This is a genomic window from Kribbella soli (assembly GCF_004331345.1).
Lineage (GTDB): Bacteria > Actinomycetota > Actinomycetes > Propionibacteriales > Kribbellaceae > Kribbella > Kribbella soli.
Genome location: NZ_SJJZ01000001.1, coordinates 693,796 through 719,546, shown reverse-complemented (window position 1 = coordinate 719,546; position 25,751 = coordinate 693,796). Strand labels below are relative to the sequence as shown.

Below are 25,751 nucleotides of genomic sequence, written 5' to 3'. Positions count from 1 at the left end.
GTCCACCGACAACAGCCGGACGCCCAGGCCATCACAATTGCGGCGTTGGAGCGGCCGCCCGCGGGGCGTCGCCGGATTCGGGCGATTGTGATGGCCTGGCGGTCCGTCATTCGCTCCGCAGGTAGTGGGCGGCCGCCCCGACGAGAGCCGAGTGCTCGGTGTCGTGCGTGGCGGAGGCGGGGAAGTCCAGGACTGACTCGACCAGGTCGAAGGCTCCGGAGATCGAGCCGCCGAGGACCGTCTGCGTTACGCCGAAGCGCTCCAGCCAAGGGTTCAGTGCGGCGGCCAGGTCGGTGAAGCACGCTGCCAGGACCTCCTGCGCGGCGGTGTCGCCGGTGCGGGCATGGTCGGCGATCTCCTTGACGCCGGGGGCTTCGGTTCCGGTGCTCTCGGCGTACCGGCGGAGGATCGCGCGTGCGGAGATCGAGTCCTCCAGCGGTTTCCCGGCGTACGTCGTCTTGTAGAGCTCACCGCCCGGCGGGACCATGTCGCCCTCGCGGACCACACGGCCGTCGGCGAGGAACGCCGTACCGATGCCGGTGCCGATCGTGACGCCGACGCAGCGTTCGACGCCGCGGACCTCGCCCGCGGTCCACTCGCCGACCGTGAACGCCTCCGCGTCGTTCATGAACAGCAACCGGTCGATCCCGAGTTCGCTGCTCAGCGCGGCGCCGAGGTTGAACCCGTACAGCTGGTCGAACTTGCCCTGCCCGCGGTACCACGCGACCCCGGTGGCGAAGTCGAACGGCCCCGGCAGTGCGACCGCCAGACCGTTTGCCAGCGGCAACTTCCGGGCCGTCTCCGCGAGCTGCTCGACCACCACCTCGGCCGCCTGCTGGGACTCCAGCTTCGCCCGGTCCACCTCGGTCACGTCCCACGTGCCGGGCGCCACCACAGCCGCCGTGACGTGGCTTCCCCCGATCTCCAGCACCGCTACGTCCATCCGCACATCATCGCAGGACGTCAGTACCGCTCCTTGAAGACCTGCTTTCCAGAGGCGTCGTACATGGAGATGTAGATCGGGTCGGGGTCCGAGTTCCTGATGTCGTCGGTGTAGACGCGATGCACCCAGTACCCGTCCTTGATGGCGGCGTCGGCACGCTGCCCGAGGCCGGTGAACGCGATCCGGGTGACTCCCTCCGGCACCCGGCCCGCGTAGCTGTACCGCACACCCCTACAGCTGCTCTGCTTGTAGCTCCTCTCCACCGGTGCGTTGCCGCACGCCAGGCTCCAGTAGCGCTGGATCTGGTACCCGCGGGTGACGATGCCGACGTTGAGCAGCGCCGAGCCGAACCCACCCAGCGGTTGCCCTTGGATCGGCACCCCCGCCACGCAGTACGCGTACTGCGACCCGTCCGGCGACCGGCGGACTGTCATCGCGCCGTCGGCATCGGTCACCTCGACGACCTTGTCCGTCCAGTTGGTGACCACCTGCCGTCGCCAGGCGTCGTCGTTCGCGGTCCGGAAGAAGTCGTCGGACTTCGCGCACAGATCGGTGATCGCGGCAGGCCGATCCGCGGCGGTAGCGGCCGGCAGCGGTTCGGTCCGTGTCGCGCCGATCCGGCCCACCAGCAGTACGGCGACCACGGCAGTCGCGGTGCCGACGGCGGTGGCTGCGCTCAGCATCACGCGGCGGCGCCGGGTCCGGTGCCGGCCGGCCGCAACCAGTTCGGTCACGTCGGGCGCGAACGACGTACCGCGCTCGGTGGCCTGGTCCATCAGGGTCTTCAGTTCGCCCGTCATTTGATTCCCACCAGGTCGGAGAGCTCGGCCAGGGACGGATGGGTGCGCAGCTTCTCCAGGGCGCGCAGCGTCTGGCTCTTCACGGTTCCGGGGCGGCAGTCGAGGGCGATCGCGGTCTCGTCGACGGACAGTTCGTCGAAGTACCGCAGTACGACGCACGCGCGCTGGCGGGGCGGTAGCTCGGCGAGGGCCTTGGTGATCACCATGCGGTTCTCGAGGACGCCCAACACGTCGGCCTCGGCTTCGTTGGCGAAGTACTCGTCACCGCCGACGACCTCCTGGCTGGATTTCCGGCGGAGCGCGTCGAGCGTGGTGGAGACGACGACCTTCCGCGCGTACGCACCGACCGCGCCCTTGCGCTGGATCCGGCCCCAGACCCGGTAGAGCCGGATCAAGGCCTCTTGGGTCGCGTCCTCGGCGCGCCGCCAGTCCCCGCACAGAAGGTAAGCGGTCCGGCACAGAGAGTTGGCATGATGCGTGACGAACTCGACGTAGTCCTGCTCCGTCTCGGGTCTCACGCGCGGCCCTCCCCAGTCATGCCGAGTGAAACGTGGTGGGCTGCATGAATGGTTGCATGACTACGGCACACTTTTTCCCGTGACCGAGAGCAGGACGACGTCCGCGGTCGCGGCGCTGAGCGTCGCGGTGGCGGTGGTCGGTCACGCGCTCGTCGGGGGTGGCGGCGTGCCGCTCGGCCTCGTACCTCCGCTGGTTGCGTTGGCCGGCGTCTGCTGGCTGCTCGGCGAGTACCTGGCGGGGGAGCTGTTGCTGACGGGGCTGGTGCTGGCCGGGGTACAGCTGTTCGTGCATGTCACGTTGGACTCGGTCACCATGCATCACGGGATGTCGATCGGCAGCAGCCTGATGATGACGGCGACCCACCTGGGCGCGTTGCTGGCGGGCGTCCTCGCGATCGGGCAGGCGCATCGCTGGGTCCATCGGGTACGGCGGGTGTTCGCGCGACTGCTTCCGGAGTTGCCGGTACTGCGTCCTGTGCTGCTCGTCCCCGCAGCCCCCGGCTTCTTCACGTCGTGGACCCCGACCGGATCCCGGCTCGGCACGAGCGTCTCCGGGCGCGGACCTCCCGGCGTACGAGTACCTGCAGCTTTCTGAGCCGGCCGATCGTGCCGGACTACTCGTATGCCTTGAAAGGTTTCTCTCATGCCCAAGAGATTCGTCCTGCGCGCCGGCGCGATCGTCGCGGCCTCCGCGCTCGTCGTGATCGGCGCCGCGAGCTCGGCGTCGGCGCACGTCACGGTGTCGTCGCCGGACGCCAAGCCCGGTGGGTACGCCAAGCTGGTGTTCCGCGTGCCGACCGAGTCGGACAACACCAGCACCACGAAGCTCGTTGTCTCGTTGCCCAAGGACCATCCGTTCGCGCACGTGGGTGCGCAGGTGAAGGACGGATGGAAGGTGGAGAAGAAGGAAGAGAAGCTGCCGGCCGCGGTGAAGGTCGGTGACGTCACGCTGACCAAGGCGATCACCACCATCACCTGGACCGCGACCGCGGCCGGGATCCCGCCGAACGACTTCGACGAGTTCTCGCTGTCGGTCGGGAAACTGCCCGAGGGCGTGGATGCGTTGAGCTTTCCTGCGGATCAGACCTACAGCGACGGTGAGGTGGTGAAGTGGGCCGACGTCGCCACGGACGGTGCTGAGGCCGAACACCCGGCTCCCACGTTGAAGCTGGCGGCGGCAGTCACCCCAGTCGCAGCGTCCACCGATTCCTCCGACACGTTGGCGCGCTGGCTCGGCGGTGGCGGTCTGCTGGTCGGGCTGCTCGGTCTGGCCTTCGGGCTGCGGCCACGTCGCGCCGCGGCGGTTCCGGCGGTTCCGGCGGTTTCTGCGGAGAAGCAGTAGCCGTGCGCCGATTGATCGCAGTACTGGTCGCGTCGCTGTTCACGCTGGTGGTTTCCGCCGGCGTGGCAGCGGCGCACGCCAAGCTCGAGTCGATGACGCCGACCGACGGTTCGTCGATGGCCGCGCCGCCGACGAAGGTGGTCCTGACCTTCAACGAGCCGGTCGGGTCCAACGGGACGCAGGTGCAGGTGAAGTCGCCGAGCGGTACGAACGTTGCGAACGGTGACGTCCAGGTGGTCGACAACACGGTCACCCAGCCGGTCGGCGCGATGATCGAGGCAGGCAAGTACACGGTCGAGGCCCGCGTGGTCTCGGCCGACGGCCACCCGATCACGGTCAGTGGCGCCTTCACGGTCACCCACGCCGGTCATCCCGCCACCCAACCGGCCGATGCTCCGGCGCAGCCCGAGGGCAACTCGAACACGGTGACGATCGTCGCGATGTGCCTGGTGATGCTCGTGGTCGTCGCGTTGGCCGTGGTGATCGTCCGCCGCCGTCCAGCGTCATGAAGCGTGCCCTGGGGATAGTTGCTACCGGCATCGTTGTGATGGTGGTCGCGCTGCTCGCCGCCGGCGGTGCGCCGAAGCGGGCGGCGGACGGCCTGCTCGGCGCCGGTCTCGCTGTTTCCTGGGCGGTTCCGGTACTGCGGATCCTCGCGGATGCGGCCGCGGTGGCAACCGGTGGAGCCGTGCTGGCAGTCGTACTGTTCCTGCCCGCGAAGGACGGAAAGCTCGGTAACAAAGCGATCCGCGCCTGTCAGGATGCCGCCCTGGCCGCCGGGATCTGGGCGGTCGCGAGCATCGGCGGACTGATTGCGACCGCCACCGTGATCCTCGGCATCCCGCTCTCACACCTTGCCGAGCACGCCGAACCGGCCGGCCAACTGAGCCAGGTCCGCGCGCTGGCAGTCGCCGTGGTGCTCACCGCCGTACTCGCCGTGATTCTCAGCGGCACCAAGACATTGCGGACCGCCCGACTGGCCGCCGTACTCACGATCGCTGCCCTTATCGGACCGCTCCTCACCGGTCACGGCGCGATCGACCGCACCAGCCTGTGGTCCGTCCTCGCCACCGCATCGCTCGTCGTCCACGTCGTCGCGGCGACCGCGTGGATCGGCGGCCTAGGTGCCGTACTGCGCTACACCCGCTCCCGCGAGGCCGTCGAGCTCTTCAGCACACTCGCGTTCGTCTGCGCCGTGACGATAGGCACCACCGGGCTGCTTACCGCGGAGATCCACCTCGGCGGCCGGCAGGACGGCTGGGGGCTGATCACGCAATGGGTGACGACCGGGTACGGCGTTCTCGTGCTCGGGAAGACGCTCGCGTTCGCGCTGCTGGTCTTCATCGGCTGGCTGCATCGGCGCAGCACGATCCCGCGCGTGGCGACTGGCGACCCGGGGGCGTTCCGGCAGCTAGCAGTGCTAGAACTCGCGGTGATGGCCGGCACCATCGGCCTCGCGGTGGCCCTCTCGCGCACCCCTTGACGCGAGTCGGTGACATGTCAACGTCCGTCCGTACAATGGATGGATGAAGGAACCGGAGTGGCTCGGGGCGCAGGAGGCGGGGCTCTGGCAGTCGTACCGTGACACGCATCGCGAACTGATGCGGGCGCTCGAGGCGCGGATGATCACGAACTCGGGCCTGTCCGGCGCCGACTACGCGCTGCTGCACCCGCTGTCCGAGGCCGAGGACGGCCTGCTCCGCACCCGCGACCTCGGCCGCTCGGTCGGCTGGGAACGCAGCCGCCTGTCGCACCAGGTCAGCCGGATGGAGAAGCGCGGCCTGGTCACCCGTGAGGAATGCACCTCCGACGCGCGCGGCTCGATGATCCGCCTCACCGCACTCGGCCGCAAGGCGATCGACTCCGCCGCCCCCGACCACGTCGCCGCCGTCCGCACCTACTTCTTCGACCACCTGACCGCGGACGAGCAGGCCCAGCTCACCACCCTCCTCAACCGCATCGCGGCCAACCTCCCCAACACCTGCGCCACCCCCGACTGCGACGAGTAGCCCGCCCACTCGCCCCAGCACTCCGGCGAGGCGCCCGGCGCCGGGCCTGGTGTGATCTGCAGCTCGACAGGACATGTCGGATGGCCGGGTAGTGCACCTGAGCGTGAATGTGCCGGTGCGTACACCGTCTCACCGGTGCACTACCTGTCGAGCTTGCACATCACACCGCCGAGAGGGCCGTGCAGCCACCAACCCGATCATCCGGCCGGCGGGACGGACTGGGCGGTGCGCACCGGGTGCGTGTGGTGCGGTGCGTGCGGAGCCTCGACGGGTCGGGTGAGGTGGCGGGGTGCGGTGTGGTGGTGACACGCCGTTACGGCGGGCGGTGGGTGGAGTGGGACCGAAAGAATGATCGCGTCGGGTTCGGATGCGCGCTGGATTTGACAATCGTTTTCACTAAAGGTGAGGATGTGGCGCGTGTCCGAGGCTTTGGGTAGGCGTGGGTTTCTGGGGATGGCGGGGGTTGCCGGGCTGGCGGCGATCACCGGATGTGGGGCGGACGGGGGTGCGGCCGCGCAGCCCACGCAGGGCGGGCGGTTACGTGCCGTGTACGCCGGTGGCGGGGCGAAGGAGGTGCTCGACCCGCACGTGCAGAGCCTGTTCGTGGACATCGCGCGGCACAAGGCGATCTACGAGAAGCTGGTCGAACTCGGCCCGGATCTGAAGCCGGTACCGCGGCTCGCGTCCAAGTGGGAGCACGACGGGACCGCGACCACCTGGCGGTTCAGCCTGCGCGACGCGACCTTCCACGACGGCGCGAAACTGGTCGCTGAGGACGTGCTGTACAGCATTGCCCGGATCGTGGATCCCGCCGTACCGGAGCGGGTCGCGCAGTCGTCGCTCGCGACGCTGGATCTCAAGCGCAGCAAGGCGATCGGGCCCGCGACGGTCGAGTTGGTGCTGACCCAGGCGAACGCGGAGTTCCCCGCGTTGCTGGCAGGAATCGGCACGCAGATCGTGCGGAACGGGTTCAAGGATCCGGCCAAGCCCGTCGGCACCGGCGCGTTCCGGTACGTGTCCTTCGAGGCCGGCCGCTCGATGGTCGCTTCGCGGTACGACGGCTACTGGGACGGGCCCGCGCGGATCGAGGAGCTGCACGTCCTGTCGGCCGATTCCGAGGCGCGGGCGAACGCTGTCCAAGGTGGTCAGGCGGAGTACGCCAACGACATGACCGCGACGTTCGCGCGGACCGCGGAGGCCGGGAAGACGGTGCGGATCGTGGCGGCGAAGGCCAGCACGATGCAGGCGTTCGTGATGAAGGTCGACCGGCCGCCGTTCGACAATCCCGACGTACGGCTCGCGTTCAAGCTGGTCGCGGACCGGCAGCGGCTGGTGGACGTCGTACTCGCCGGGCGGGGTGAGGTGGGAAACGACCTGTTCGGCAAGGGATATCAGTACTACCCGGCCGATCTGCCGGCCCGGGAGCGTGATGTCGACCAGGCGAGGAGCTTGCTGAAGAAGGCCGGGCTGGCGGGCAAGGAGGTGGAGATCTTCACCGCGGACGCGTCGGCCGGATTCGTCGAGGCGGCGACGTTGTTCGCGGAGCAGGTCGCCGAGGCCGGGGTGCGGTTGAAGGTGACGACCGGGAGCCCGCAGACGTACGCGAAGGACCTGCTGACGAAGGGTGTTATTGGCAACCATCGGTCGGGGGCGATGCCGATTCCGCAGTACGTCACCGATCGGTTGCTGTCGCATTCGCCGTTCAACGTGACGCATTGGCGGCGGCCGGCGTTCGATACCGCGTTCGCGGCGGCGCGGGCGGTGACGTCCGAGGACGAGCGGTCGGCGAAGTACGGCGTACTGCAGAAGACTGTGCGAGACGAAGGCGGGATCCTCGCGTGGGGTCTGCCGGATTACCTGATCGCGGTCTCGTCGAAGCTGCAAGGGGTGCAGGCGGTGCCGCCGAACACGTTGGACCAGGGCCGGTTCGACAAGGTGTGGCTGGCCTGAATGCGGTCGTACGCCGCTCAACGCGCGGGGCTCGCGATCGTTCAGTTGGCTGTGCTCTCGGTGCTGGTGTTCGTCCTGACGTCGTTGCTGCCGGGGGACGCGGCGGACTTGCGGTTCACCGAGACGCTGACGCCGTCGCAGGTCGCTGCGCTTCGGGCGGAGCTCGGTCTCGACCAACCTCCTGTCGAGCGGTTCGTGCACTGGTTGGGCAATGTCGTGACGGGTGATCTGGGTACGTCGTTGATCAGCGGGGGACCGGTGGCCGACATCGTGCGGAACTCGATCGGCGCGACGCTCGTACTCACGCTGGCAACGCTAGCGATCGTCGTACCGCTGGCCGTTGCCCTCGGCATCGTGATGGGTACTCGTGAGAACGGGCGCGTCGACCGTACGATCACGTCGATCACGCTGGCGTTGTCGGCGATTCCGGACTTCGTGATCGCGGTGGTCCTGGTGGCCGTGTTCTCGCTGAAACTCGGCTGGTTGCCGGCGACATGGATCGGCGGCAACCTCCTCTCCTCGCCGGCCTTGTTGATCCTCCCCATCGCCGTACTCTTCGGCCGGACCGTCTGCCTGTTGTCGCGTCAGGTCCGCGCCGGGACGGTTGCTGCTCTGAACGCCGAGTACGTGACGCAGGCTCGACGGCTCGGTGTCCCGCGCCGCCAACTCCTGCTGCGTCACGTCCTCCCGAACGCGGCAGTTCCCGGCGTACAAGAACTGGCCCGCACCGGCGACACGCTCCTGGGCGGCGTCCTGGTCGTCGAAGCCATCTTCGCCATCCCCGGCTTCGCCACGGCCCTCGTGGACGGCGTGGAAACCCGAGACATCCCGACCGTCCAGGGCCTGACCCTCGTGCTGGCCATCGCGGCCCTCCTCATCAACCTCGCCGCAGACCTCGTGTGCAACCGCCTCGTCCCTCGAACGGAAGCGCTCCGATGAACGTGCGTGAGGGTGTCGCCAGCAGTCGACGCCTGCGGATGCGGCGCGGCGCGGCGGTGGGCGTGTCGGTGGGATTGGTTGCGGTGCCGTTGGTTGTTGCGGTGCTGGGACCATTCCTGCCGTACGACGCGAGGCCCGGCCTGCCCTACTCGTCTGAGGGCGTGTTGGGGACGGATGGGTTGGGCCGGGACGTTCTGGGGTTGTTGCTCGTGGGCGGGCGGTCGGCCTTGGGGATGGCGATCGGTGCGGTGGTGCTGGCGTATGTCGTGGGCGGGCTGATCGGGCTGACGGCCGCGTCGACCCGGCATCGGTGGTTGGACGAAGGGATGATGCGGCCGCTCGACGTACTGCTGCCGCTCCCGTCCCTCCTCGTGATCAGCGTGGTCGCCGTCGGCTGGCGCGCGTCCGCGCTGGCGATCACCGTCGCCGTAGCGATGGTGAACGTCCCGACCGTCGCACGACTCGTCCGAGCGGCTGCCTTGGATGCGGCGAGCGGGCCGGTGGTCGAGGCGCTCCGGATGCAACGGGAGTCGTGGCTCACGATCCAGCTCGGGTACGTCGGACGCTCGGTTCTCGGCCCGGTCGCGGCGGATCTCGGTACGCGGATCACGCTTGCGGTGTTCCTCGTCGCCTCGGTCAACTTCCTCGGGCTCGGGCTGAGCCCGACCGCGCCGGACTGGGCGGTCAGCGTGTCCCGCAACCGCGAGGGCCTGCTCCTCCAACCGTGGTCGGTGCTCGCCCCGGCGCTTCTCCTCGTGTCGTTCACGTTGGGCTTCAACCTCCTCGCCGACCGCCTCGTCCACCGCTCACGCCGCCTCGTGGAGAGTGCGCGATGACGCTGGTGGTGCGCGTGACTGGGCTGTCCGCGACCGCGGGGGACGCGGTGCTGGTGGATGGGGTCTCGTTCGAGGTCGTCGCGGGGGAGGTGACCGCTCTGGTCGGCGTCTCCGGGTCGGGGAAGACAACCTCGGCGCTAGCGCTGCTAGGTGAACACGGTGACGGCGTACGACTCGCCGGACGGGTCGAGGTCGCCGGGCAACTGGTTGTTGATGGCAACGGAGTGACCGCTGCGGCGTCGACGGTACGCGGCCGAGTCGTTGCCTACATGCCGCAGCATCCCGGCAGTGCACTGAATCCGGCCCGGCGCATCGGTACGACGCTGCAGGAGCTCGCGAAGCTGCACGACGGCGATCCCCGCGAAGCCGTCCGCGCGGCTCAGCTGCCCGGAGATCGCGCAACCCTCAAACGTTTTCCGCATCAGTTCTCCGGTGGCCAGCGGCAACGAGTCGCACTCGCGCAGACGCTCACCTGTCGCCCGAAGGTCCTCGTGCTCGACGAGCCCAGCACCGGCCTCGACTCGATCACCCGGCTGCAACTCGTCCACGAACTCAGGGAGCTCGCCGCCACCGGCCTCGGCATCTTGTTGCTCAGTCACGATCTCGACCTGGTCCGCGCCCTCGCGTCCCGCGTCGTCGTGCTCGATGCAGGTCAGGTGATCGCCACCGACGTACTACCACCTGCACCGGACCTGGAGACGGCGGGAACCTCCGCCGCCGGGCAGCCGTTGCTAACGGCAATGAACCTGTCTGCCTCGCTGCGTCCCCGCGGCCGCGACGTCGTCCTGCACGAGGCCGACCTCGCTGTCCGCGCCGGCGCCTGCCTCGGGGTCGTCGGCCGCTCCGGCAGCGGCAAGACGACCTTGGCCCGCTGCCTGGCCGGCCTGCACGAGCGCTACACCGGCACCATCCTGCTCGACGACGAACCGCTCCCGGTCCTGCGGAAGCGCACCCGCGATCAGCACCGCCGCGTCCAGTACGTCTGGCAGGAGGTCCGCGGCTCCTTCGACGAACGCCGCCCCGTCGACCAGCAGGTCGCCCGTACGGCGCAACGCCTCCGCGGACTCACACCGGACCAGGCCCACGCCGAAGCCGTCGCCATACTCGCGCGCCTCGGTGTCGCCGCGATCACCGCCGCACGCCCGCCGAGCCGCCTGTCCGGCGGCGAGCTGCAACGAGCCGCCCTTGCGCGCGCAGTGCTGGCGAACCCCGACGTACTGATCTGCGACGAGATCACTACTGCCCTCGACGACCACGGTACGGCGCTCGTCCTCGACCTTCTGACCGAGCTCAAGGATCGCGGTACGGCGCTGATCTGGATCGGCCACGACCTGCGCCTGGTCGCAGCCGTCGCGGACCGGGTCCTGGTCCTCGACGCCGGCCGGGTGGTCGAGCAAGGCCCGCCCGCGACGATCACGACCGAACCGCACCACGAGCTGACCCGGCGGCTGGTCACAGCCGCCCGGATCGGCGACCCCCACTCTCCGCCCGTGCTGACCACCGACTCAAGGAGCGAACCGCGCCGATGACGCGACTGCACGACCACCTGGCGGAGGCCATCAAGGACCCGGACCCGATCCGCGTCAGTTCCGGCACCGGGGACGACCTGATCTGCCTGCGGTTCGAGACCATGAAGGTGTACTCCGCACTCGGCGCCGTCCGCCGGCTCCTGGAGACCGGGCAGGTCCGGCCCGGTGACACGCTGATCGACAGCTCGAGCGGGATCTACGCGCACGCGCTCGCGCTGGCTTGCCACCGGTACGGGATGAAGTGCCACATCGTGGGCTCGACCACGGTCGACCGGACACTGAAGATCCAGCTCGAGATCCTCGGCGCGACCGTCGAACAGGTGCCGTCGTCGAACAACCTGCAGCTCGACCAGAACCTCCGGGTCCGCCGGATCGGCGAGATCCTCCGCGACAACCCGACGTACCACTGGATGCAGCAGTACCACGACGACATCCACTACCTCGGGTACGGCGCGATCGCGGATCTCGTCGCGGAGCTGGTGCCGACGGGTCCGCTCTGTCTGGTCGGCGGCGTCGGTACGGGCGCCTCCACCGGCGCGATCGCGGCGTACCTGCGGGAGCGCGGACGGGACGTGAACCTGGTCGGCGTGCAGCCGTTCGGGAGCATCACGTTCGGGGCCGGGCATACGCAGGATCCGGAGATGATCATCGCCGGGATCGGGAGCTCGATCGAGTTCCGGAACGTGCGGCACGAGCTGTACGACCGGTTGCACTGGGTCTCGTTCGACTACGCGATGTCGGCGGCGGTGGATCTGCTCCGCACGTCCGGCGTGTTCGCGGGGCTGTCCGCCGGGGCGGCGTACCTGTCGGCGTTGTGGGAGCACAACTGCGACCGCGGGCGGAAACACGTTTTCCTGGCTGCGGACACCGGGACGCGGTACGTCGAGTCCGCTTTCGCCCGGCATGCCGAGGCGCGGCCGATGGCGTCGATGCGGCCGCGGGAGATCGATTCGCTGGACGAGCTCGCGGTGCCGTGGTCGGCGATGTCGTGGGACCGGCGGGAATCCGCGCAGGTCCGGCGCGAGGAGTTTCCATCTGCGACTCCGTCGCATTAATGTGATCCTGTGAGTGGGTATGTGCTGCTTCCGGAGTTGTTCACGGCAACCGAGGTGGATCGGCTGCGCGACGTGGTCGAGCAGGTGCACGCGGAGGTCGTGTCCGCGGCCGAAGCCGGCGAGACGACGGTGAACGTCTGGCCGGACGGCCACCGACTGGAGACGGTGCACGGCACAACGGTCCACTGGGAGCCGGATGCGGTTGGGAAGACGGTGCGCAGTCTGTCGCCGGTGGCGCATCTGCATCCGGCGCTGGAAGCGTTGTGGAGTGTGTCGCGGTTGGTCGAGCCCATGAGTTCGTTGATCGGGGCAACGGCAGGGCGGTTCACGGCGAAGCTGAACTTCAAGCGCGCCGGGGTCGGGTCGGAATTCGCGTGGCACCAGGACTTCCCGTACTGGTACGGGTGCTGCGGCGAGGCGGCGTACGACATCGCGACCGCGATCGTGATGCTCGACGACAACACCGCCGCGAACGGCGCGATGACCCTGATCCCAGGCAGTCCCTCGGAGGGTCCGGTACGTCGTGATCCGCTGGACCCGACCGGACTGCTGGTGGATCCAACGGCCGTCGACGAGGCCCGCGCGGTGACGGTGGAGGCCCCGGCCGGCTCGGTCCTGATGTTCCCCGGCCTGATGGTGCACCGCTCCGCGCCGAACCGGACGGCCACGGATCGTCGCTCCCTCCTGTACTGCTTCCAGCCCACAGGCCGCCCCGAACTGTCCGCCCTGCAGTACAACCCCGAAAGGCTGGCCGATCTCCCATGGGCGCATCAGTGGCTGATCTGACCGCAGAGGTACTCGCCGGATCGCGTGGTCCGTCACCGGCCGACCTCGACATCACCAGCGCGTTCTGGCTGCACCACACGACCCGCCTGCCCGGCGCCGACGTCACGTACCGGAACTACTACGTGCTGTTGAGAGTGCGAGAGGTGTTCGGCGCCTGCTCCTTCGAGTCGGGTGAGCTCGACCCGGCGTACTGCGCCGACACCTCCGGCCGCACGCTCGCCGACGTACTCTCCTCCAACGACCCGTTGGCCGTGCGGATCGCCGCACTCGACGCCTACCTGGCCGCGGTCGAGCCGCACCACACCGCGCCGTACGCCGAGGAAGTCGTCCTCCCCGCCGGTACGCCGGACGTTCGCGCCCGCGCCCGTGACGCGGCCGTCGCCGGACTGCTCGACGTTGCCGAAGGCACCAAAGTCGCGCTGATCGGGGTCGTGAACCCGCTCGTCGACGCGATCACGGAACGCGGCGGGAGCTGTCTCCCGTGCGACTTCAACCTCCGCGAGACCGCCTCCGGCCTGCCTGTGTCCCGCGACATGACCGAGGTGATCGACGCGGCCGACGCGGTCGTAGCCACTGGTATGACGCTGTCCAACGGCAGTTTCGACGTACTCCTGACTCGTTGCCGTGAGCAATCGAAGCCGCTGGCCATCTACGCTCAGACCGGCAGTGCGGTGGCCCGTGCGTTCCTCGGTGCCGGCGTCACCGCGCTGTCCGCGGAACCCTTTCCCTTTTCCCAGTTCAGCTCCCGCCCGAGCAGCCTCTATCGCTACAGGACGGATACATGACCACGCAGCAGAACCTCACCGCGCCCGCGGCGGAAGTCCCGGGCGATCTTCGGATGGCCCGGCGGCTGTGGCCGTTCTTGCTGGCGTCGACGGTGAGCCTGATCCCGTTCACGGTGTTCGGGATGTATCTGGTGCCGATCTCCGAGGCGGCCGGCGGGAGCGTCGCGGAGATCGGTGGACTGCGCGGACTCGGAGGGCTAGCGGCGCTAGCTGTCGGTGTGGTTCTGGCGCCGCTGATGGACCGCGCACCGCGGGAGCTGGTCGCTGCGGGCGGGCTCGCACTGCTGGGTGTCTCGGCGGCGTTGGGGGCTGTGGGCAACGTATTTGCGCTGGCCGCGTTCTGCCTGCTGATCGGGGCGTCGACGTCGATCCTCGCGCCGTCGATCGGGGCTGCAGCCGCGGACCGGTTCAGGTCGCCTGCAGCGGCGGGTCGCGCGGCGACGCTGGTGTCCGCGACGACGTCGGCGATGGCGATGCTGGCCGCTCCGGTCCTCGCCGGGCCGGGACTCATCTGGGGCTGGCGAGGCAACCTGATGGCGGCGGCAGCGATCTCGCTCGTCCTGGCGGCGGCCTTCTTCTGGCGCGGGCGCGGGCGGAAGGCGCCGATCACCAACAGGGAGCGAATGAGCTACCTGGCGACGTATCGCGAGCTCGGTCGGATCCCTGGGGCGCTCCCGCTGCTTGCTATCGCGATGCTGCGGACTGCTGCCTTCATGGGCTACCTCGCTTACCTGGCGGCGTTCTACGACGAGAAGTTCGACCTCGCGCCGGGCTGGTTCGCGCTGGTCTGGTCGCTCAGCGGCGCGTCGTTCTTCCTCGGCAACCTCCTCTCCGGCCGGTACCTCGCCACCGATCGCCCGTGGATCACCCCCGAACGGCTGCTCGTCGGCGGCATCACCGTCGCCCTGCTCGCGGTCTCCGCGTTCTACTTCTCGCCGACGCTCCCGCTCACGCTGCTCCTCACCGCTCTGATGGGTGCCAGCCATGCGACGGTCGCGGCCTGTGTCACCACGCTGTTGGTCCGTCGCAGCGGTGACCTCCGTGGATCCGCGCTCAGTGTCAACGCGGCCGGCATGAGTCTCGGCACGTTCCTCGGCGCCGCGATCGGCGGCCTCGGCCTGGGCCTCGGCGGCTACCCCGGTACGGCGATCACGTTCGCAGGCATCACCCTCGTCGCAGTCCTCCTCGCTCTCCGCATCACTGAACCGCGTCCTTGAGCACCCACCAACCATTTGGGCCGCCCGAAAACGGTTGGTGGGTGCTCAAGGACGGCGTCCGTCAGGGTCGGTTCCGGGACTAATCGGGGTCCTCACCGAGCCCGCGACGATATATCGTTCCGTCTTATGGAGAACCTGCCCGACCGCCCGCACCCGCACGCGCATCTGCGGGCGTCCGACATCGATCGTGACCAGGTGGTCGACGTACTGCGGGAGGCCCTGATGTCGGGCCGGTTGACGCAGGACGAGCACGCCGAACGCCTCGAGCAGACCCTGGAGGCGAAGACCCTCGGCGAGCTCGAACCGATCACCCGCGACCTTGTCGTACCCGGTCAGCCGACGCCCGTGGCGCAGTCCGCCGCGGCCGCGTCGACCAGCCTGGTGCCGATCGAGGAGCCGGCCGACCCGGAGCAGAGCTTCGACACGATGGTGGCGATCTTCGGCGGCGGCGAACGGAAGGGTCGCTGGCGGGTGAAGCGGCGTACCAACGCGTTCGCGGTGTTCGGCGGGCACGACCTCGACATGACCAACGCGGTCTTCGAGGGCCGCGAGGTGACGATCTGGGCGTTCGCGGTGTTCGGCGGCATCGACATCACCGTCCCCGAAGGCGTGACGGTTCGCAACGAGGGCGTCGGCATCTTCGGCGGCTTCGGCGCCCGCGGCAGCGACGACCCGGACCCGAACGCACCCGTCGTCGTGGTCAAGGGCCTCGCCCTGTTCGGCGGCGTCGGCGGCCAGTCCTCAGTCAAACGCCACGGCAAGAAGCTCAAGGGCAAGGGCCACCACGAGCTCCACTAGCTAGGACCTGTCCTAGATCCAGGACTTGAACCACATGCGGCTGAGCCAGTCCGGGTGCGGGAGGACCTCGTCGGTCAGGATCGGCCAGATGTAGGCGAAGTTCAGCACCACGAGGACGACGAACGCGCCGACCACCGCGGTGCCGATCAGCCGGCGTGGGGTCGCCGTACTCATCTCTGCCCGGGCCGGGCCGAGCACCTTGCCGAGGATCAGCGCCAGCGCCATCACTGTGAACGGGATCATCGTGACGGCGTAGAAGAAGAAGATCGGCCTGTCGTCGAACGCGAACCACGGCACCCAGCACGTCACGAACCCGACGATCGGTATGCCGAGCCGCCAATCGCGCGTGCCTATCCACAGCACCAGCGCCGCGATCAGTGCGAGCGCACCTCCCCACCACAACAGCGGCGTACCGAGGGCAGAGATCACCTGCAGACAGTTGGTCCCGGTCGGTGCGTTGCAGCCTGGCGTACCGGGTTTGATGTCGTTGACCGCGTCGAAGCCGATCGGGCGGGCGATGATCGGCCAGCCGGCCGGGTTCGAGGCGTACGGGTGGGTGGCGTGCTTGATGTAGTCGCCGGTGTGGAAGGCGAGCACTTCCTTGTGGTACGCCAGCAGCGACCGGAAGTCGTCCGGCACGACCTTCATCACCCCGTGCGCCGGGTTGCTCGCCGCCCAGTTGTGGTCGTAGGCGTTGTCGTGCAGCAGCCAGCCGGTCCAGGTCGCGACGTACGTGACGACCGCGACCAGCACCAGGCTGACGAACGCCGGGATGCCGTCGACCAGGGCCGACTTCACGAACGCGAACCGGACGCCGAGCGCCCGCCGGGCCCCGAAGTCCCAGGCGAACGCCATCACGCCGAACGCGGCGAGCACCCAGACCGCCGACCACTTGGTGCCGAGCGCCAGGCCGAAGCAGATCCCCGCGGCGATCCGCCACGGCCGGATCAGCAGCCAGCGGCCGATCGTACGGCGCTCGCCGTCGCTGACCGGCTTGTCCAGGGTCTCGGCGTGCCGGCGGCGGGTCCAGTCGCGGTCAGCGACCAGGCAGGAGACCGCCGCGACCAGCCAGAACGCGAGGAAGATGTCGAGCAGTGCGACCCGGGACATCACGAAGTGCAGGCCGTCGACCGCGAGCAGCAGTCCGGCGATGCAGCCGATCAGGGTCGACCGGGTCATCCGGCGTACCGTCCGGATCAGCAGCAGCACGGTCAGCGTGCCGAACAGCGCCGGCATGAACCGCCAGCCGAACGGGGTCATCCCGAACAGCTGCTCCCCGGCGGCGATCATCCACTTGCCGACCTCGGGGTGCACGGTCAGGCTCGGGGTGTCCTTGAAGACGTCCAGGTTGCCGGCCAGGATCGCCTTGTCCGCGGCACCCTCCGGCTGGTCGATGAACTGCCGTGCGTAGCCGAACTTGAGCAGGCTGTACGCGTCCTTGGCGTAGTACGTCTCGTCGAAGACGAACTTCACCGGGTTGCTGAGGTGCCAGAACCGCAGTACGCCGGCCAGCACGGTGATCGCCAGCGTGGCGATCCAGCCGCCGTCGAAGTCCCGCGGCATCGCCGGGTACAACCGCTCCTTGAGCGGCGGCAGCCGTCTCCCGAGCACGTCCCGCCCGAGCGTCTCCCGCTCCGCGCCGGCGTCATTCCGCCGTACCGTTCCGTCCTCGATCACAGCAGCCACGCCCGCCATCGTACGGACGCCCTGGTACCACCGCCTCCCCGCGTCGGTGCGAGCGGCTGGGATGATGACCGGATGAGCGGGCGGCTGGTGTTGGCTGGGAGTCCTATTGGGGACGTGTCGGATGCTTCGCCGCGGTTGGGGCGGGCGCTGGCGGAGGCGGACGTGGTGGCCGCGGAGGACACGCGGCGATTGCGGCGGCTGACGTCCGGGCTGGCGATCCAGCTGAGTGGGCGGGTGGTCAGCTACTTCGAGGGGAACGAGCGGGAGCGTACGCCGGAGTTGCTGCAGGCGCTCCTGGACGGGCAGACCGTCGTTGTGGTGACGGACGCGGGGATGCCGAGCGTGTCGGACCCGGGGTACCGGCTGGTGGCGGCAGCGATCGAGGCCGACGTCGAGGTGACCGCCGTACCGGGGCCGTCGGCGGTGCTGACGGCGCTCGCGTTGAGCGGGCTTCCGGTGGACCGGTTCACGTTCGAGGGGTTCCTGCCGCGCAAGCCGGGGGAGCGCGCGCGACGGCTCGGTGAGCTCAAGGACGAGCCGCGGACGATGGTGTTCTTCGAGGCGCCGCACCGGCTCACGCAGTCCCTCGAGGCGATGGCCGAGGCGTTCGGCGCAGACCGGCGTACGGCGGTGTGCCGGGAGCTCACGAAGACGTACGAAGAGGTGAAACGCGGCCCGCTCGACGAGCTCGTGACCTGGTCCAAGGAAGGCGTCCGGGGCGAGATCACCCTGGTGGTGGCCGGCGCGGACCCGCACAAGGTCCTCACCCCGGAGGACCTGGCGCGGGAGGTGGCCAAGGACGAGGAGGCCGGTACGCCGCGCAAACAGGCGATCTCCGACGTCGCGAAGCGCTTCAACGTCCCGAAACGGACCGTGTACGACGCCGTACTCGCTGCTCGGGACCCCGGTAAATAACACTGGCGCACGCCACTACCCTTGTTGACATGTCCGAGAAGGCCTATTACGTCACCACCCCGATCTACTACGTCACGGCTCCGCCGCACATCGGCAGCGCCTACACGACGGTGGCCGGGGACGTCCTGACCCGTTGGCACGCCCAGAGGGGCGAGCGCAAGTGGTACCTGACCGGTACCGACGAGCACGGCGAGAAGGTGATGCGCAGCGCTGAGGCGCAGGGCATGTCCCCGCAGGCGTGGACGGACAAGCTGGTCGAGGAGTCCTGGAAGCCGGCCTGGGTCGACGTCGACATCGCGTACGACGACTTCATCCGGACCACCGAGCAGCGGCACACCGAGCGGGTCCGCGAGTTCTGGCAGACGCTGTACGACAAGGGCGACGTCTACAAGGGCGAGTACGAAGGTCTGTACTGCGTGGGCTGCGAGGAGTTCAAGCTCCCCGCGGACATCCGCACCGACGAGGACGGCACCCAGCGGTGCATCATCCACGGCACCGAGCTGGAGACGGTCTCCGAGACCAACTACTTCTTCCGGCTCTCGGCGTACGGCGACAAGCTCCTGGAGCTGTACGAGTCGCAGCCGGACTTCGTGGCGCCGGCCAGTGCACGCAACGAGGTGATCGCGTTCGTGAAGCAGGGCCTGCAGGACCTGTCGATCACCCGGTCGACGTTCGACTGGGGCATCCCGGTCCCGTGGGACGAGGACCACGTCCTCTACGTCTGGATCGACGCGCTGCTCAACTACGTGACGGCCGCGGGCTACGGCACCGACCCGGAGCGGTTCGAGGAGCTGTGGCCGGTCGACGTACACCTGGTCGGTAAGGACATCCTCCGGTTCCACGCGGTGATCTGGCCGGCGATGCTGATGGCCGCCGAGGTCGCCGTACCGAAGCAGGTGTTCGCGCACGGCTGGCTGCTGGTCGGCGGCGAGAAGATGAGCAAGTCGAAGCTGACCGCGATCGCGCCGCACGAGATCACCGACCACTTCGGCTCGGACGCGTTCCGGTACTACTTCCTCCGCACGATCCAGTTCGGGTCGGACGGTTCGTTCTCGTGGGAGCACCTGAGCGCGGTCTACACGTCCGAGCTCGCCAACGGCCTGGGCAACCTGGCCAGCCGGATCGCGGCCATGGTCGGCAAGTACTTCGACGGCGTGCTGCCGGAGCCGACCGACCACGGACCGGCCGAGCAGGCGCTCGCGGACAAGCTCGCGCAGACCGTGGCGACCGCGGACAAGGCTCTGGACACGCTCGCGTTCCAGGACGCCTTGGCCGCGATCAACGAGCTGGTCGGCGCCGTGAACGGGTATGTCACCGAGCAGGAGCCGTGGAAGGTCGCGAAGGACGACTCGCAGCGGGACCGCCTGGCGACGATCCTCTACTCCGCCGCCGAGGTCCTGCGCGCCGTCGCCGTACTGCACAACCCGACGATGCCCAAGGCCTCCGCCAAGCTCTGGGAGCTACTGGGCGCCGAGCAGAAGCTGGGTGCGCTGACGGACCAGCGAGTGCAGGACGCCGGCACCTGGGGCCAACTCCCCGCCGGGGCCACCCTCACCAAGGGCGACCCCCTGTTCCCCCGCCTCGAAGAGTCCTGATCGCCCGGCGCGCGCCGCGCCATCCTCCTGACCCGGCGCGCGCGTTGGTCAGATCCGAAAGATCTGGCCTGGCGGACCTTCCTGCCAGTGGATCGGCAGGAAGACGCGCTCCTCGTGCCGGCAGACGCCGCCACAGACCGGACATGTCGCGGTGGCGCAACCGAAGACCACCCACCGGCCGTACGGCTCTTGCGTGAGTGCCTGCTTCTCGGTCAGGCCGACCTTGCAGTGCAGGCACCGTGGTGTCGGTGTGCCGGCCGGACGAGTAGTCATCGGACGCGTCGATCGCCGGAGCGGCCGCTGCAGCCCGCTCGGAGTTGGAACGCACTGCGGAGACGGTACGGCCTGGATGCCGAAGACGCGGCAGGCAATCGACCAGATGGACCTCAGAAGACGGATGGGTGCTGGCCCGACGGCAAGCCGGATCGGACGGTCCGTCGGACGGAGTCCGATCGGACGGACCTCCACTGCTCGGACGTAAGCGGCCGGATACCGCCTCGGTCGGTTCGGATATGACGTAGGACGACGGCTGGTCATGGCTCCCCCAAATCCGTGGTCCGGCCCCCCGACCGGACCACCGCTCGTGATCGAGCTGTGTCAGGACCAGAGTTCGGCCGTGACGCGCGTGCAGGGAAGAGACGTAGAGATGTCCGTACAAGCCCGTACAGCCGACGTACAGCGCCGTTAGGTTCGGACGGGTAACGTGATGACTACTCACTGTCGAAGCGTGCTATTGGGGGGACGCTGCGATGAGCCAGGTGAACGAGCACGACCTGTCGTTGCCGGAACGGGTGCGGAACCGGAGCGACTTTGCCCACGAATTGAGAACGCTGCGGCTGAGCGCCGGCCTGAGTGTCCGCGAGCTGGCCGGCAGGGTCAATGCACGGCACGCGACCAGCACGATCGGGGAATGGTTCGCCGGGCGGAGTGTGCCGGCGATCTCCTCGCGAGATCTCTTCGTCAACGTACTGCGTGCGTGCGGCGTCGGCAGCGACGAGGCGGTCGCGGAGTGGGTGCAGGTCTGGCAGTTGGTGCAGCGCGCTCCGGGCCCGCGCAGTGGCCACGAACCGTACCGTGGTCTCGCCAGCTTCCAGCCTGAAGACGCCGACTGGTTCTTCGGCCGGGAGGCCCTGACCGAGCGAGTCGTGGTGAAGCTTTCCGAGCTCCACGCCGCGGGAGGCGGGCTGCAGATCGTCGTCGGGGCGTCCGGTTCGGGTAAGTCGTCCCTGCTCCGGGCCGGTGTGATCCCGGCCCTGACCACCCACGCGGCACCCGGCCGTCCCGTCTGGCCGCTGATCCTCATGACCCCCGGCGCCGATCCGATCCAGGAACTAGCCGTGGCGCTGACTGCACGCAGTGCGGAGTCGGCGGGCGACCTGGCTGCATTGCTCAGGTCCGATCCGGTCCAAGGCATGGTCCGCGGCACCCGTACGGCGGCCGAGGAGTCCGACCGGTTGCTGGTCGTGGTGGACCAGTTCGAGGAACTGTTCACTCTCTGCGCAGACGAGAAGGAACGGGCGACCTTCATCGCGGCGCTGGTGGCAGCGACTGGATCGCCGGCGCAAGCGCTCGATTGGCGCCCGCCGGTCGCGGCCGTGATTGTGCTCGGCATGCGAGCCGACTTCTACCCGCACGCGCTGGCGTACCCCGATCTCGCCAGGACGTTGCAAGAGGCTCAGTTCGTCGTCGGCCCGTTGAGTGAACCCGACCTGCGCCGCGCCATCGTCGAGCCCGCCAACAAGGCGAACCTCGGCATCTCCGACGGCCTGGTCGAACTCGTACTGCGTGACCTGGCACCGGCGGCTGCGGCCCGGGGTGACGACCCCTCGCAGGTCGGTGCGCTCCCACTGATGTCGCATGCTCTGTTGGCTACGTGGGAGGGCCGCCGGCGCGGACAGCTGACCGTTGACTCCTACTTGTCGACCGGCGGTATCGAGGGCGCTGTCGCCCGTACGGCGGATGCTGCGTACGGCGAACTGACGCATGCCGAGCGCGTGATCGCCCGCAGGCTGTTCCTCCGTCTGGTGAACCTCGGGGACGAGACCGCCGACACCCGGCGGAAGGTCGGCCGTGCCGAACTCGAGGACTCCGGGGACGGCGTACCGGATCTGGCGCGGCGACAGGTGATCGAACGGTTCGTCGAACGACGTCTGCTCACCGCGGACTCGGACTCGATCGAGATCAGCCATGAGGCTCTGCTGACCGCCTGGCCGCGGCTGCGGAGCTGGATCGAGGCGGATCGTGACGGCCTTCGGCTGCAGCGTCAGCTCGCGAGCGCGGCGCGCGAGTGGCAGGACAACGACCGCGATCCCGGGTCGCTCTACCGTGGCGGCCGGCTGGATGCGGCGCGGGAGCGGGGCCGCGACGCCGAGCTCACGCCGATGGAACGGGATTTTCTTGCCGCGAGCAACGAGCTCGAAGAGGCGGAGAAGCGGTCGGGCCGGCGGCGGACCCGGCGGCTGCAGCGACTGGTGGCCGCGCTGGCCGTCTTGTTCCTGGTTGCCGTTGCGTTGTCGGGCTACTCGTACCAGAAACGCGAGACCAGTAACCGCGAACGCGACCTGGCCTTTTCCCGTCAGGTAGCGGGGGCGGCCGATCGACTGCGGGCGACGGATCCGGCCTTGGCGGCGCAGCTGTCCTTGTCGGCCTATCGGATAGCACCCACGATGGAGGCGCGGTCAAGCTTGGTGAACTCGACCGGGGCTCCGTCGGCCACGCGGATCGTCAGAGCATCGAGAGGGCCACAGAACGTCGTACTGACTCCCGACGGACACACCATGATCGGAGTCGGTGCGGGTCCGAGCGATACGGCGATCTTGATCTGGGACATCACCGACCCTCGGACGCCGAGATCGCTGGGGTCCCCGTTGACCGACCACACCAAGCCGATCTTCGGACTGGCAGTCAGCCCCGACGGACGACTACTGGCGACGGGTGGGATGGACCGGACGATCCGACTTTGGAACATCTCTGTCCCGGCGCACCCTGTCTCGCTCGGAGTCGTTCCGTCCGGACCTTCGAGCACGGTGTATTCGCTGGCCTTCAGTCCGGACGGAGCGCGCCTGGCGGCGGGGAGTGCGGATCGGACCCTTCGGATCTGGGATGTCACTGATCCCACGCATGCGCAGCCGCTCGGACCGCCGCTGGTCACCGCAGCAGGCCCTGTGCAATCGGTCGTCTTCAGTCCGGACAGCACAGTCATGGCCGCAGCCGATGCCACCGGAGTACTTCGACTCTGGGACGCCAAGGAATCGCGCCGGCCCCGGCTTGTCGGGCAGGTACAGACCGGCCAGGTGCAACTCAACACGCTTGCCTTCGCGCCAGACAGCAAGGTCCTGGCCGTCGGTGGTGCGAAGGGATTGCTGCAACTGTGGGACGTGACCGAGCCTCGCACGGCAGTCCGGGTCCGGTCATCGATCAAGGTGCCCGACAACTGGGTCAACGCGGTGTCGTTCAGCCCGGACGGCCGGATGCTGGCGGTCGGCAGTTCGGACAACTTGGCCCAGGTCTGGGAAGTGGCAAGCGGCCGTCTCGTCGCGTCCCTTCCGCACACCGAGCCGGTCTCTACGGTGAGATTCCTGCGCGACGAGCGGACGCTCGTCACCAGTGGATCGGACGGTGTGGCGCGGCTCTGGGTAACGCCCGGACCAGTGATGACAGGTGCGACCGCAGCCGTGGCCGCGACCGCCTTCACCCCGGACGGCCGCTCTCTCGCGATCTTCGGCGGGCGAGTCTCCCAGTGGGATGTCACCGATCCCCAGGCCCCAGTGCCGCAGACGGAGGCTCTTGAGCCACTGCCGGGTGGGGATCCGATCAGTGGTGCCGGGACGCTGAGTCCGGACGGCAAGATCCTGGTTGCCGGCACGTTCGGGACATCGGTGCTCGCCTGGGACGTGACGGATTGGAAGCGGCCCCGTCGGCTCGGCGCACCACTGACCGGGCCCACAGCCCTCGTCGAGTCGCTGGCCTTCAGCGCTGACGGTCGGCTGCTCGCGTCGGGCGACGACGCCGGCAAAGTCCATCTCTGGGAAATGGCCAGTACAGGCCGTCCAGGGGCCGTGCCAGCTGGGCTCGATGCCGGGAATATCGTCAACATGATCGCTTTCAGCCCGGAGCGACGTCTTCTGTCCGCGGTGACCGCGGACGGTCTGATCTGCCTGTGGGACCTGACCGATCCACGGCGGCCGATATCGTTCGAGCCGATCAAGGGATCCGCGGATCTCCTGTACTCCGTCGCCTTCAGCGTCGACGGCCATACGCTGGCCACTGGCAGCGCGGATGGAACCGTGCGGCTGTGGGACGTGACGAATCCCGACCGGGTGAAGCCGCTCGGCGAGCCGCTGACAGGACCGGACGGCACAGTCTCATCTGTTGCCTTCGGCCCCGACAGCCGGACGCTGGCGGCCACGACGCGAGCGGGCCAGGTATGGCTGTGGGACGTTGCGGTCCCGCTCCATCCGAGTACCGTGGCAATCCTCGCCGCGTCGAGTGCCGCCGTCTGGTCAGTCGGCTTCAGTCCGGACGGGCACACGGTGGCAACTGGTGGTTCCGACCGGACAGTGCGGATGTGGGAAACCGACCCGACTCGGGCCGCTGCCCTCGTCTGCGCCGTCGGCGGTGATCGAATCACCGAGGACGAGTGGCGGAAGTACGTTCCCGGCGTTCCCTATCGACAGGCTTGCTGAGCTCAGTCCTAGACCGCTGTTGCGTGGTAGAGGGCGGCGGCTTGGGTTCGGGTGGCTACGTCTAGTTTGGTGAGGATGTTGGCTACGTGAAACTTGACTGTTGATTCGCTGATGTGGAGGGCGTCGGCGATTGAGCGGTTGCGGTGACCCTGGGACAGGCGCTCGAGGACTTCTAGTTCGCGGGCGCCCAGGGCAGCCAGGGGGTCGGAGGTGACGATGAGTGGTGCTTGTGACGTGCGGAGGGTGATCCGGGCCGTGAGGCCCCAGCCGGGTACGGCGTCGAGGTCCAGGTCGCCTTCGTGCAGGCGGAGGCGCTCGGACAATTGCCCGAGATCGAGGACGTTCGCCAACCGTCCGGGGCCGTCGTCGCGGACCGTGGACAGCAGTTCCTTCCCGTCCCAGCGCCAGGCCACGCGGATCCGGCGTACGTCGTCCTGGGTCAGCATCGCCAGTACGACCGAGCGGACCGCGACCCGGGCGGCGTGCGCGACGGCCGCCGGGATCAGCTGATCGTTGCCCGGGGCATCCAGTTCGAGCTCGACCGGGCCGTGCCGGAGCAGCGCCCGCAGCGAGTCCGCGAGCCGGTCGAAGGCGCGGCCGGCTGGTTCCTCGCCGCTGCACACCCGATCCCGCTGCGTGTCGGTCCGCAGATCGGCGAGGCCGTTGAGCGCCATCTCGACGGCCATCGTCCGCGCTGCGGCGTCGTCGATCCGCTGGTTCCGCAGTACGCCGAGAATTGTCGCGAGCGTTGCCGCGTGAGCTTCCCCGAGCTCGGCCGCCAGATCGTTCCGCGCTTCCGCAATCGCGCGGTTCTGGGCCAATGCGCCAGGCTCACGTTCGAGGGTCAGGCGATACATGTGGGCCGTGACGAGATCCCACAACGCCTGCAACATCCGGTCGGCGGTCGTCGGAGCGTCTTCGGTGCGGAGGAACACCACCACCGAACCACGCGACGCCCGGTCGCTCGAGACCGCGAGGACGGGATGCCGGGCACCGGCGATCGGGATGACGCCCTGCCACGGCTGGCCGGCGGTCACCGTACCGAGGAGGCCGGCCAGGTCGGCTCCGGTGATCGCGCCGCTCACGGCCGGATCGCCGTACGCCGTCACCGGTGTGGACGCGCACTGCGAGGCGAGCTGGGCGACCGCGCGGTGCGGGACCAGGTCCGCGGTCGCGAGGGACAGCCGCTGGAGCAGCTCCTCAGGCGGCCCGTCGATCACCTGGGCTGCCGCCGCCAGTACCTCCGCCGCCTCCATGTCCCTCAGAGTACGTCGGTTGACGCGTCCACCCGAGCCCGTCTTTCGGACGGTGGACAACTGTCCGATCGGCCAGTCGGGAATGACTCGGCAGCCTGCAGCATTTA

23 protein-coding genes are annotated in these 25,751 nt (G+C 68.8%); 17 read left to right on the top strand and 6 right to left on the bottom strand.

Annotated features, from left to right (window positions below):
* Positions 1 to 106: 106 nt before the first annotated feature.
* The 3 genes from E0H45_RS03600 to E0H45_RS03590 are packed head-to-tail and all read right to left on the bottom strand — an operon-like array spanning position 107 to position 2,261.
* Positions 107 to 943: an ROK family protein gene (locus tag E0H45_RS03600; RefSeq protein WP_131334835.1), complete on the bottom strand. Its 837-nt coding sequence runs from the start codon at positions 941 to 943 to the stop codon at positions 107 to 109.
* A gap of 20 nt (positions 944 to 963) precedes the next feature.
* The gene (locus E0H45_RS03595) at positions 964 to 1,743 is read right to left on the bottom strand and encodes a hypothetical protein (RefSeq protein ID WP_131334834.1); all 780 of its coding nucleotides are present in this window, start codon (positions 1,741 to 1,743) and stop codon (positions 964 to 966) included.
* Positions 1,740 to 2,261: a SigE family RNA polymerase sigma factor gene (locus tag E0H45_RS03590; protein ID WP_131334833.1), complete on the bottom strand. Its 522-nt coding sequence runs from the start codon at positions 2,259 to 2,261 to the stop codon at positions 1,740 to 1,742. Before E0H45_RS03590 ends, E0H45_RS03595 begins: the two co-directional genes overlap by 4 nt.
* A 79-nt stretch (positions 2,262 to 2,340) precedes the next feature.
* On the opposite strand from E0H45_RS03590, the gene E0H45_RS03585 reads away from it, so the two are divergent.
* From E0H45_RS03585 to E0H45_RS03520, 14 genes are all read left to right on the top strand, one after another.
* Positions 2,341 to 2,856 (top strand): hypothetical protein, encoded by a 516-nt coding sequence (locus E0H45_RS03585; RefSeq protein WP_131334832.1) that lies wholly within the window; start codon positions 2,341 to 2,343, stop codon positions 2,854 to 2,856.
* A gap of 48 nt (positions 2,857 to 2,904) precedes the next feature.
* Positions 2,905 to 3,603 carry a YcnI family copper-binding membrane protein gene (locus tag E0H45_RS03580; protein WP_131334831.1) on the top strand — a complete coding sequence of 233 codons (699 nt, stop codon included), beginning with the start codon at positions 2,905 to 2,907 and terminating at the stop codon, positions 3,601 to 3,603.
* A 2-nt stretch (positions 3,604 to 3,605) separates the two neighbouring features.
* On the top strand, positions 3,606 to 4,112 hold the full coding sequence (locus E0H45_RS03575; RefSeq protein ID WP_131334830.1) for a copper resistance CopC family protein: 507 nt from the start codon (positions 3,606 to 3,608) through the stop codon (positions 4,110 to 4,112).
* Positions 4,109 to 5,086 (top strand): copper resistance D family protein, encoded by a 978-nt coding sequence (locus E0H45_RS03570; RefSeq protein ID WP_131334829.1) that lies wholly within the window; start codon positions 4,109 to 4,111, stop codon positions 5,084 to 5,086. Before E0H45_RS03575 ends, E0H45_RS03570 begins: the two co-directional genes overlap by 4 nt.
* A 43-nt stretch (positions 5,087 to 5,129) precedes the next feature.
* Positions 5,130 to 5,612, top strand: coding sequence for a MarR family winged helix-turn-helix transcriptional regulator (locus E0H45_RS03565; protein ID WP_131334828.1), 483 nt, complete (start codon positions 5,130 to 5,132; stop codon positions 5,610 to 5,612).
* Between the two features lie 453 nt (positions 5,613 to 6,065).
* Positions 6,066 to 7,562, top strand: a complete 1,497-nt coding sequence (locus tag E0H45_RS03560; protein WP_238154779.1) for an ABC transporter substrate-binding protein — start codon at positions 6,066 to 6,068, stop codon at positions 7,560 to 7,562.
* Positions 7,563 to 8,501 carry an ABC transporter permease gene (locus E0H45_RS03555; RefSeq protein WP_131334826.1) on the top strand — a complete coding sequence of 313 codons (939 nt, stop codon included), beginning with the start codon at positions 7,563 to 7,565 and terminating at the stop codon, positions 8,499 to 8,501.
* The gene (locus E0H45_RS03550; RefSeq protein ID WP_238154778.1) at positions 8,498 to 9,337 is read left to right on the top strand and encodes an ABC transporter permease; all 840 of its coding nucleotides are present in this window, start codon (positions 8,498 to 8,500) and stop codon (positions 9,335 to 9,337) included. The genes E0H45_RS03555 and E0H45_RS03550 overlap by 4 nt, the downstream gene beginning before the upstream one ends.
* Positions 9,334 to 10,866, top strand: a complete 1,533-nt coding sequence (locus E0H45_RS03545) for an ABC transporter ATP-binding protein (RefSeq protein WP_131334825.1) — start codon at positions 9,334 to 9,336, stop codon at positions 10,864 to 10,866. Before E0H45_RS03550 ends, E0H45_RS03545 begins: the two co-directional genes overlap by 4 nt.
* Complete coding sequence (locus E0H45_RS03540; RefSeq protein WP_202872185.1) at positions 10,863 to 11,921, top strand: pyridoxal-phosphate dependent enzyme; 1,059 nt, start codon at positions 10,863 to 10,865, stop codon at positions 11,919 to 11,921. The genes E0H45_RS03545 and E0H45_RS03540 overlap by 4 nt, the downstream gene beginning before the upstream one ends.
* A gap of 9 nt (positions 11,922 to 11,930) precedes the next feature.
* On the top strand, positions 11,931 to 12,707 hold the full coding sequence (locus tag E0H45_RS03535; RefSeq protein ID WP_131334824.1) for a phytanoyl-CoA dioxygenase family protein: 777 nt from the start codon (positions 11,931 to 11,933) through the stop codon (positions 12,705 to 12,707).
* A complete protein-coding gene (locus E0H45_RS03530; RefSeq protein WP_238154777.1) occupies positions 12,695 to 13,492 on the top strand; it encodes a Rossmann-like domain-containing protein in 798 nt (265 codons plus the stop codon). The genes E0H45_RS03535 and E0H45_RS03530 overlap by 13 nt, the downstream gene beginning before the upstream one ends.
* On the top strand, positions 13,489 to 14,709 hold the full coding sequence (locus E0H45_RS03525; RefSeq protein WP_238154776.1) for an MFS transporter: 1,221 nt from the start codon (positions 13,489 to 13,491) through the stop codon (positions 14,707 to 14,709). The genes E0H45_RS03530 and E0H45_RS03525 overlap by 4 nt, the downstream gene beginning before the upstream one ends.
* A gap of 126 nt (positions 14,710 to 14,835) precedes the next feature.
* Positions 14,836 to 15,507, top strand: coding sequence for a DUF1707 SHOCT-like domain-containing protein (locus tag E0H45_RS03520; RefSeq protein WP_131334822.1), 672 nt, complete (start codon positions 14,836 to 14,838; stop codon positions 15,505 to 15,507).
* Positions 15,508 to 15,519: 12 nt separating this feature from the next.
* On the opposite strand, the gene E0H45_RS03515 is transcribed toward E0H45_RS03520, so the two are convergent.
* Positions 15,520 to 17,070: a dolichyl-phosphate-mannose--protein mannosyltransferase gene (locus E0H45_RS03515; RefSeq protein WP_337590407.1), complete on the bottom strand. Its 1,551-nt coding sequence runs from the start codon at positions 17,068 to 17,070 to the stop codon at positions 15,520 to 15,522.
* Between the two features lie 195 nt (positions 17,071 to 17,265).
* On the opposite strand from E0H45_RS03515, the gene rsmI reads away from it, so the two are divergent.
* Both rsmI and metG read left to right on the top strand, forming a co-directional pair.
* On the top strand, positions 17,266 to 18,108 hold the full coding sequence (rsmI, locus tag E0H45_RS03510; RefSeq protein WP_131334820.1) for a 16S rRNA (cytidine(1402)-2'-O)-methyltransferase: 843 nt from the start codon (positions 17,266 to 17,268) through the stop codon (positions 18,106 to 18,108).
* A 29-nt stretch (positions 18,109 to 18,137) separates the two neighbouring features.
* Positions 18,138 to 19,703: a methionine--tRNA ligase gene (metG, locus tag E0H45_RS03505; protein ID WP_131334819.1), complete on the top strand. Its 1,566-nt coding sequence runs from the start codon at positions 18,138 to 18,140 to the stop codon at positions 19,701 to 19,703.
* A 48-nt stretch (positions 19,704 to 19,751) separates the two neighbouring features.
* Here the strand turns inward: metG and E0H45_RS03500 are convergent, their stop codons facing one another.
* A complete protein-coding gene (locus E0H45_RS03500; protein WP_131334818.1) occupies positions 19,752 to 19,976 on the bottom strand; it encodes a hypothetical protein in 225 nt (74 codons plus the stop codon).
* Positions 19,977 to 20,452: 476 nt separating this feature from the next.
* On the opposite strand from E0H45_RS03500, the gene E0H45_RS03495 reads away from it, so the two are divergent.
* Positions 20,453 to 24,388 carry an nSTAND1 domain-containing NTPase gene (locus tag E0H45_RS03495; RefSeq protein ID WP_131334817.1) on the top strand — a complete coding sequence of 1,312 codons (3,936 nt, stop codon included), beginning with the start codon at positions 20,453 to 20,455 and terminating at the stop codon, positions 24,386 to 24,388.
* A gap of 8 nt (positions 24,389 to 24,396) precedes the next feature.
* Here E0H45_RS03495 and E0H45_RS43115 read toward each other — a convergent pair whose 3' ends face one another.
* Positions 24,397 to 25,644, bottom strand: a complete 1,248-nt coding sequence (locus E0H45_RS43115) for a helix-turn-helix transcriptional regulator (RefSeq protein ID WP_131334816.1) — start codon at positions 25,642 to 25,644, stop codon at positions 24,397 to 24,399.
* Between the last annotated feature and the right edge of the window lie 107 nt (positions 25,645 to 25,751).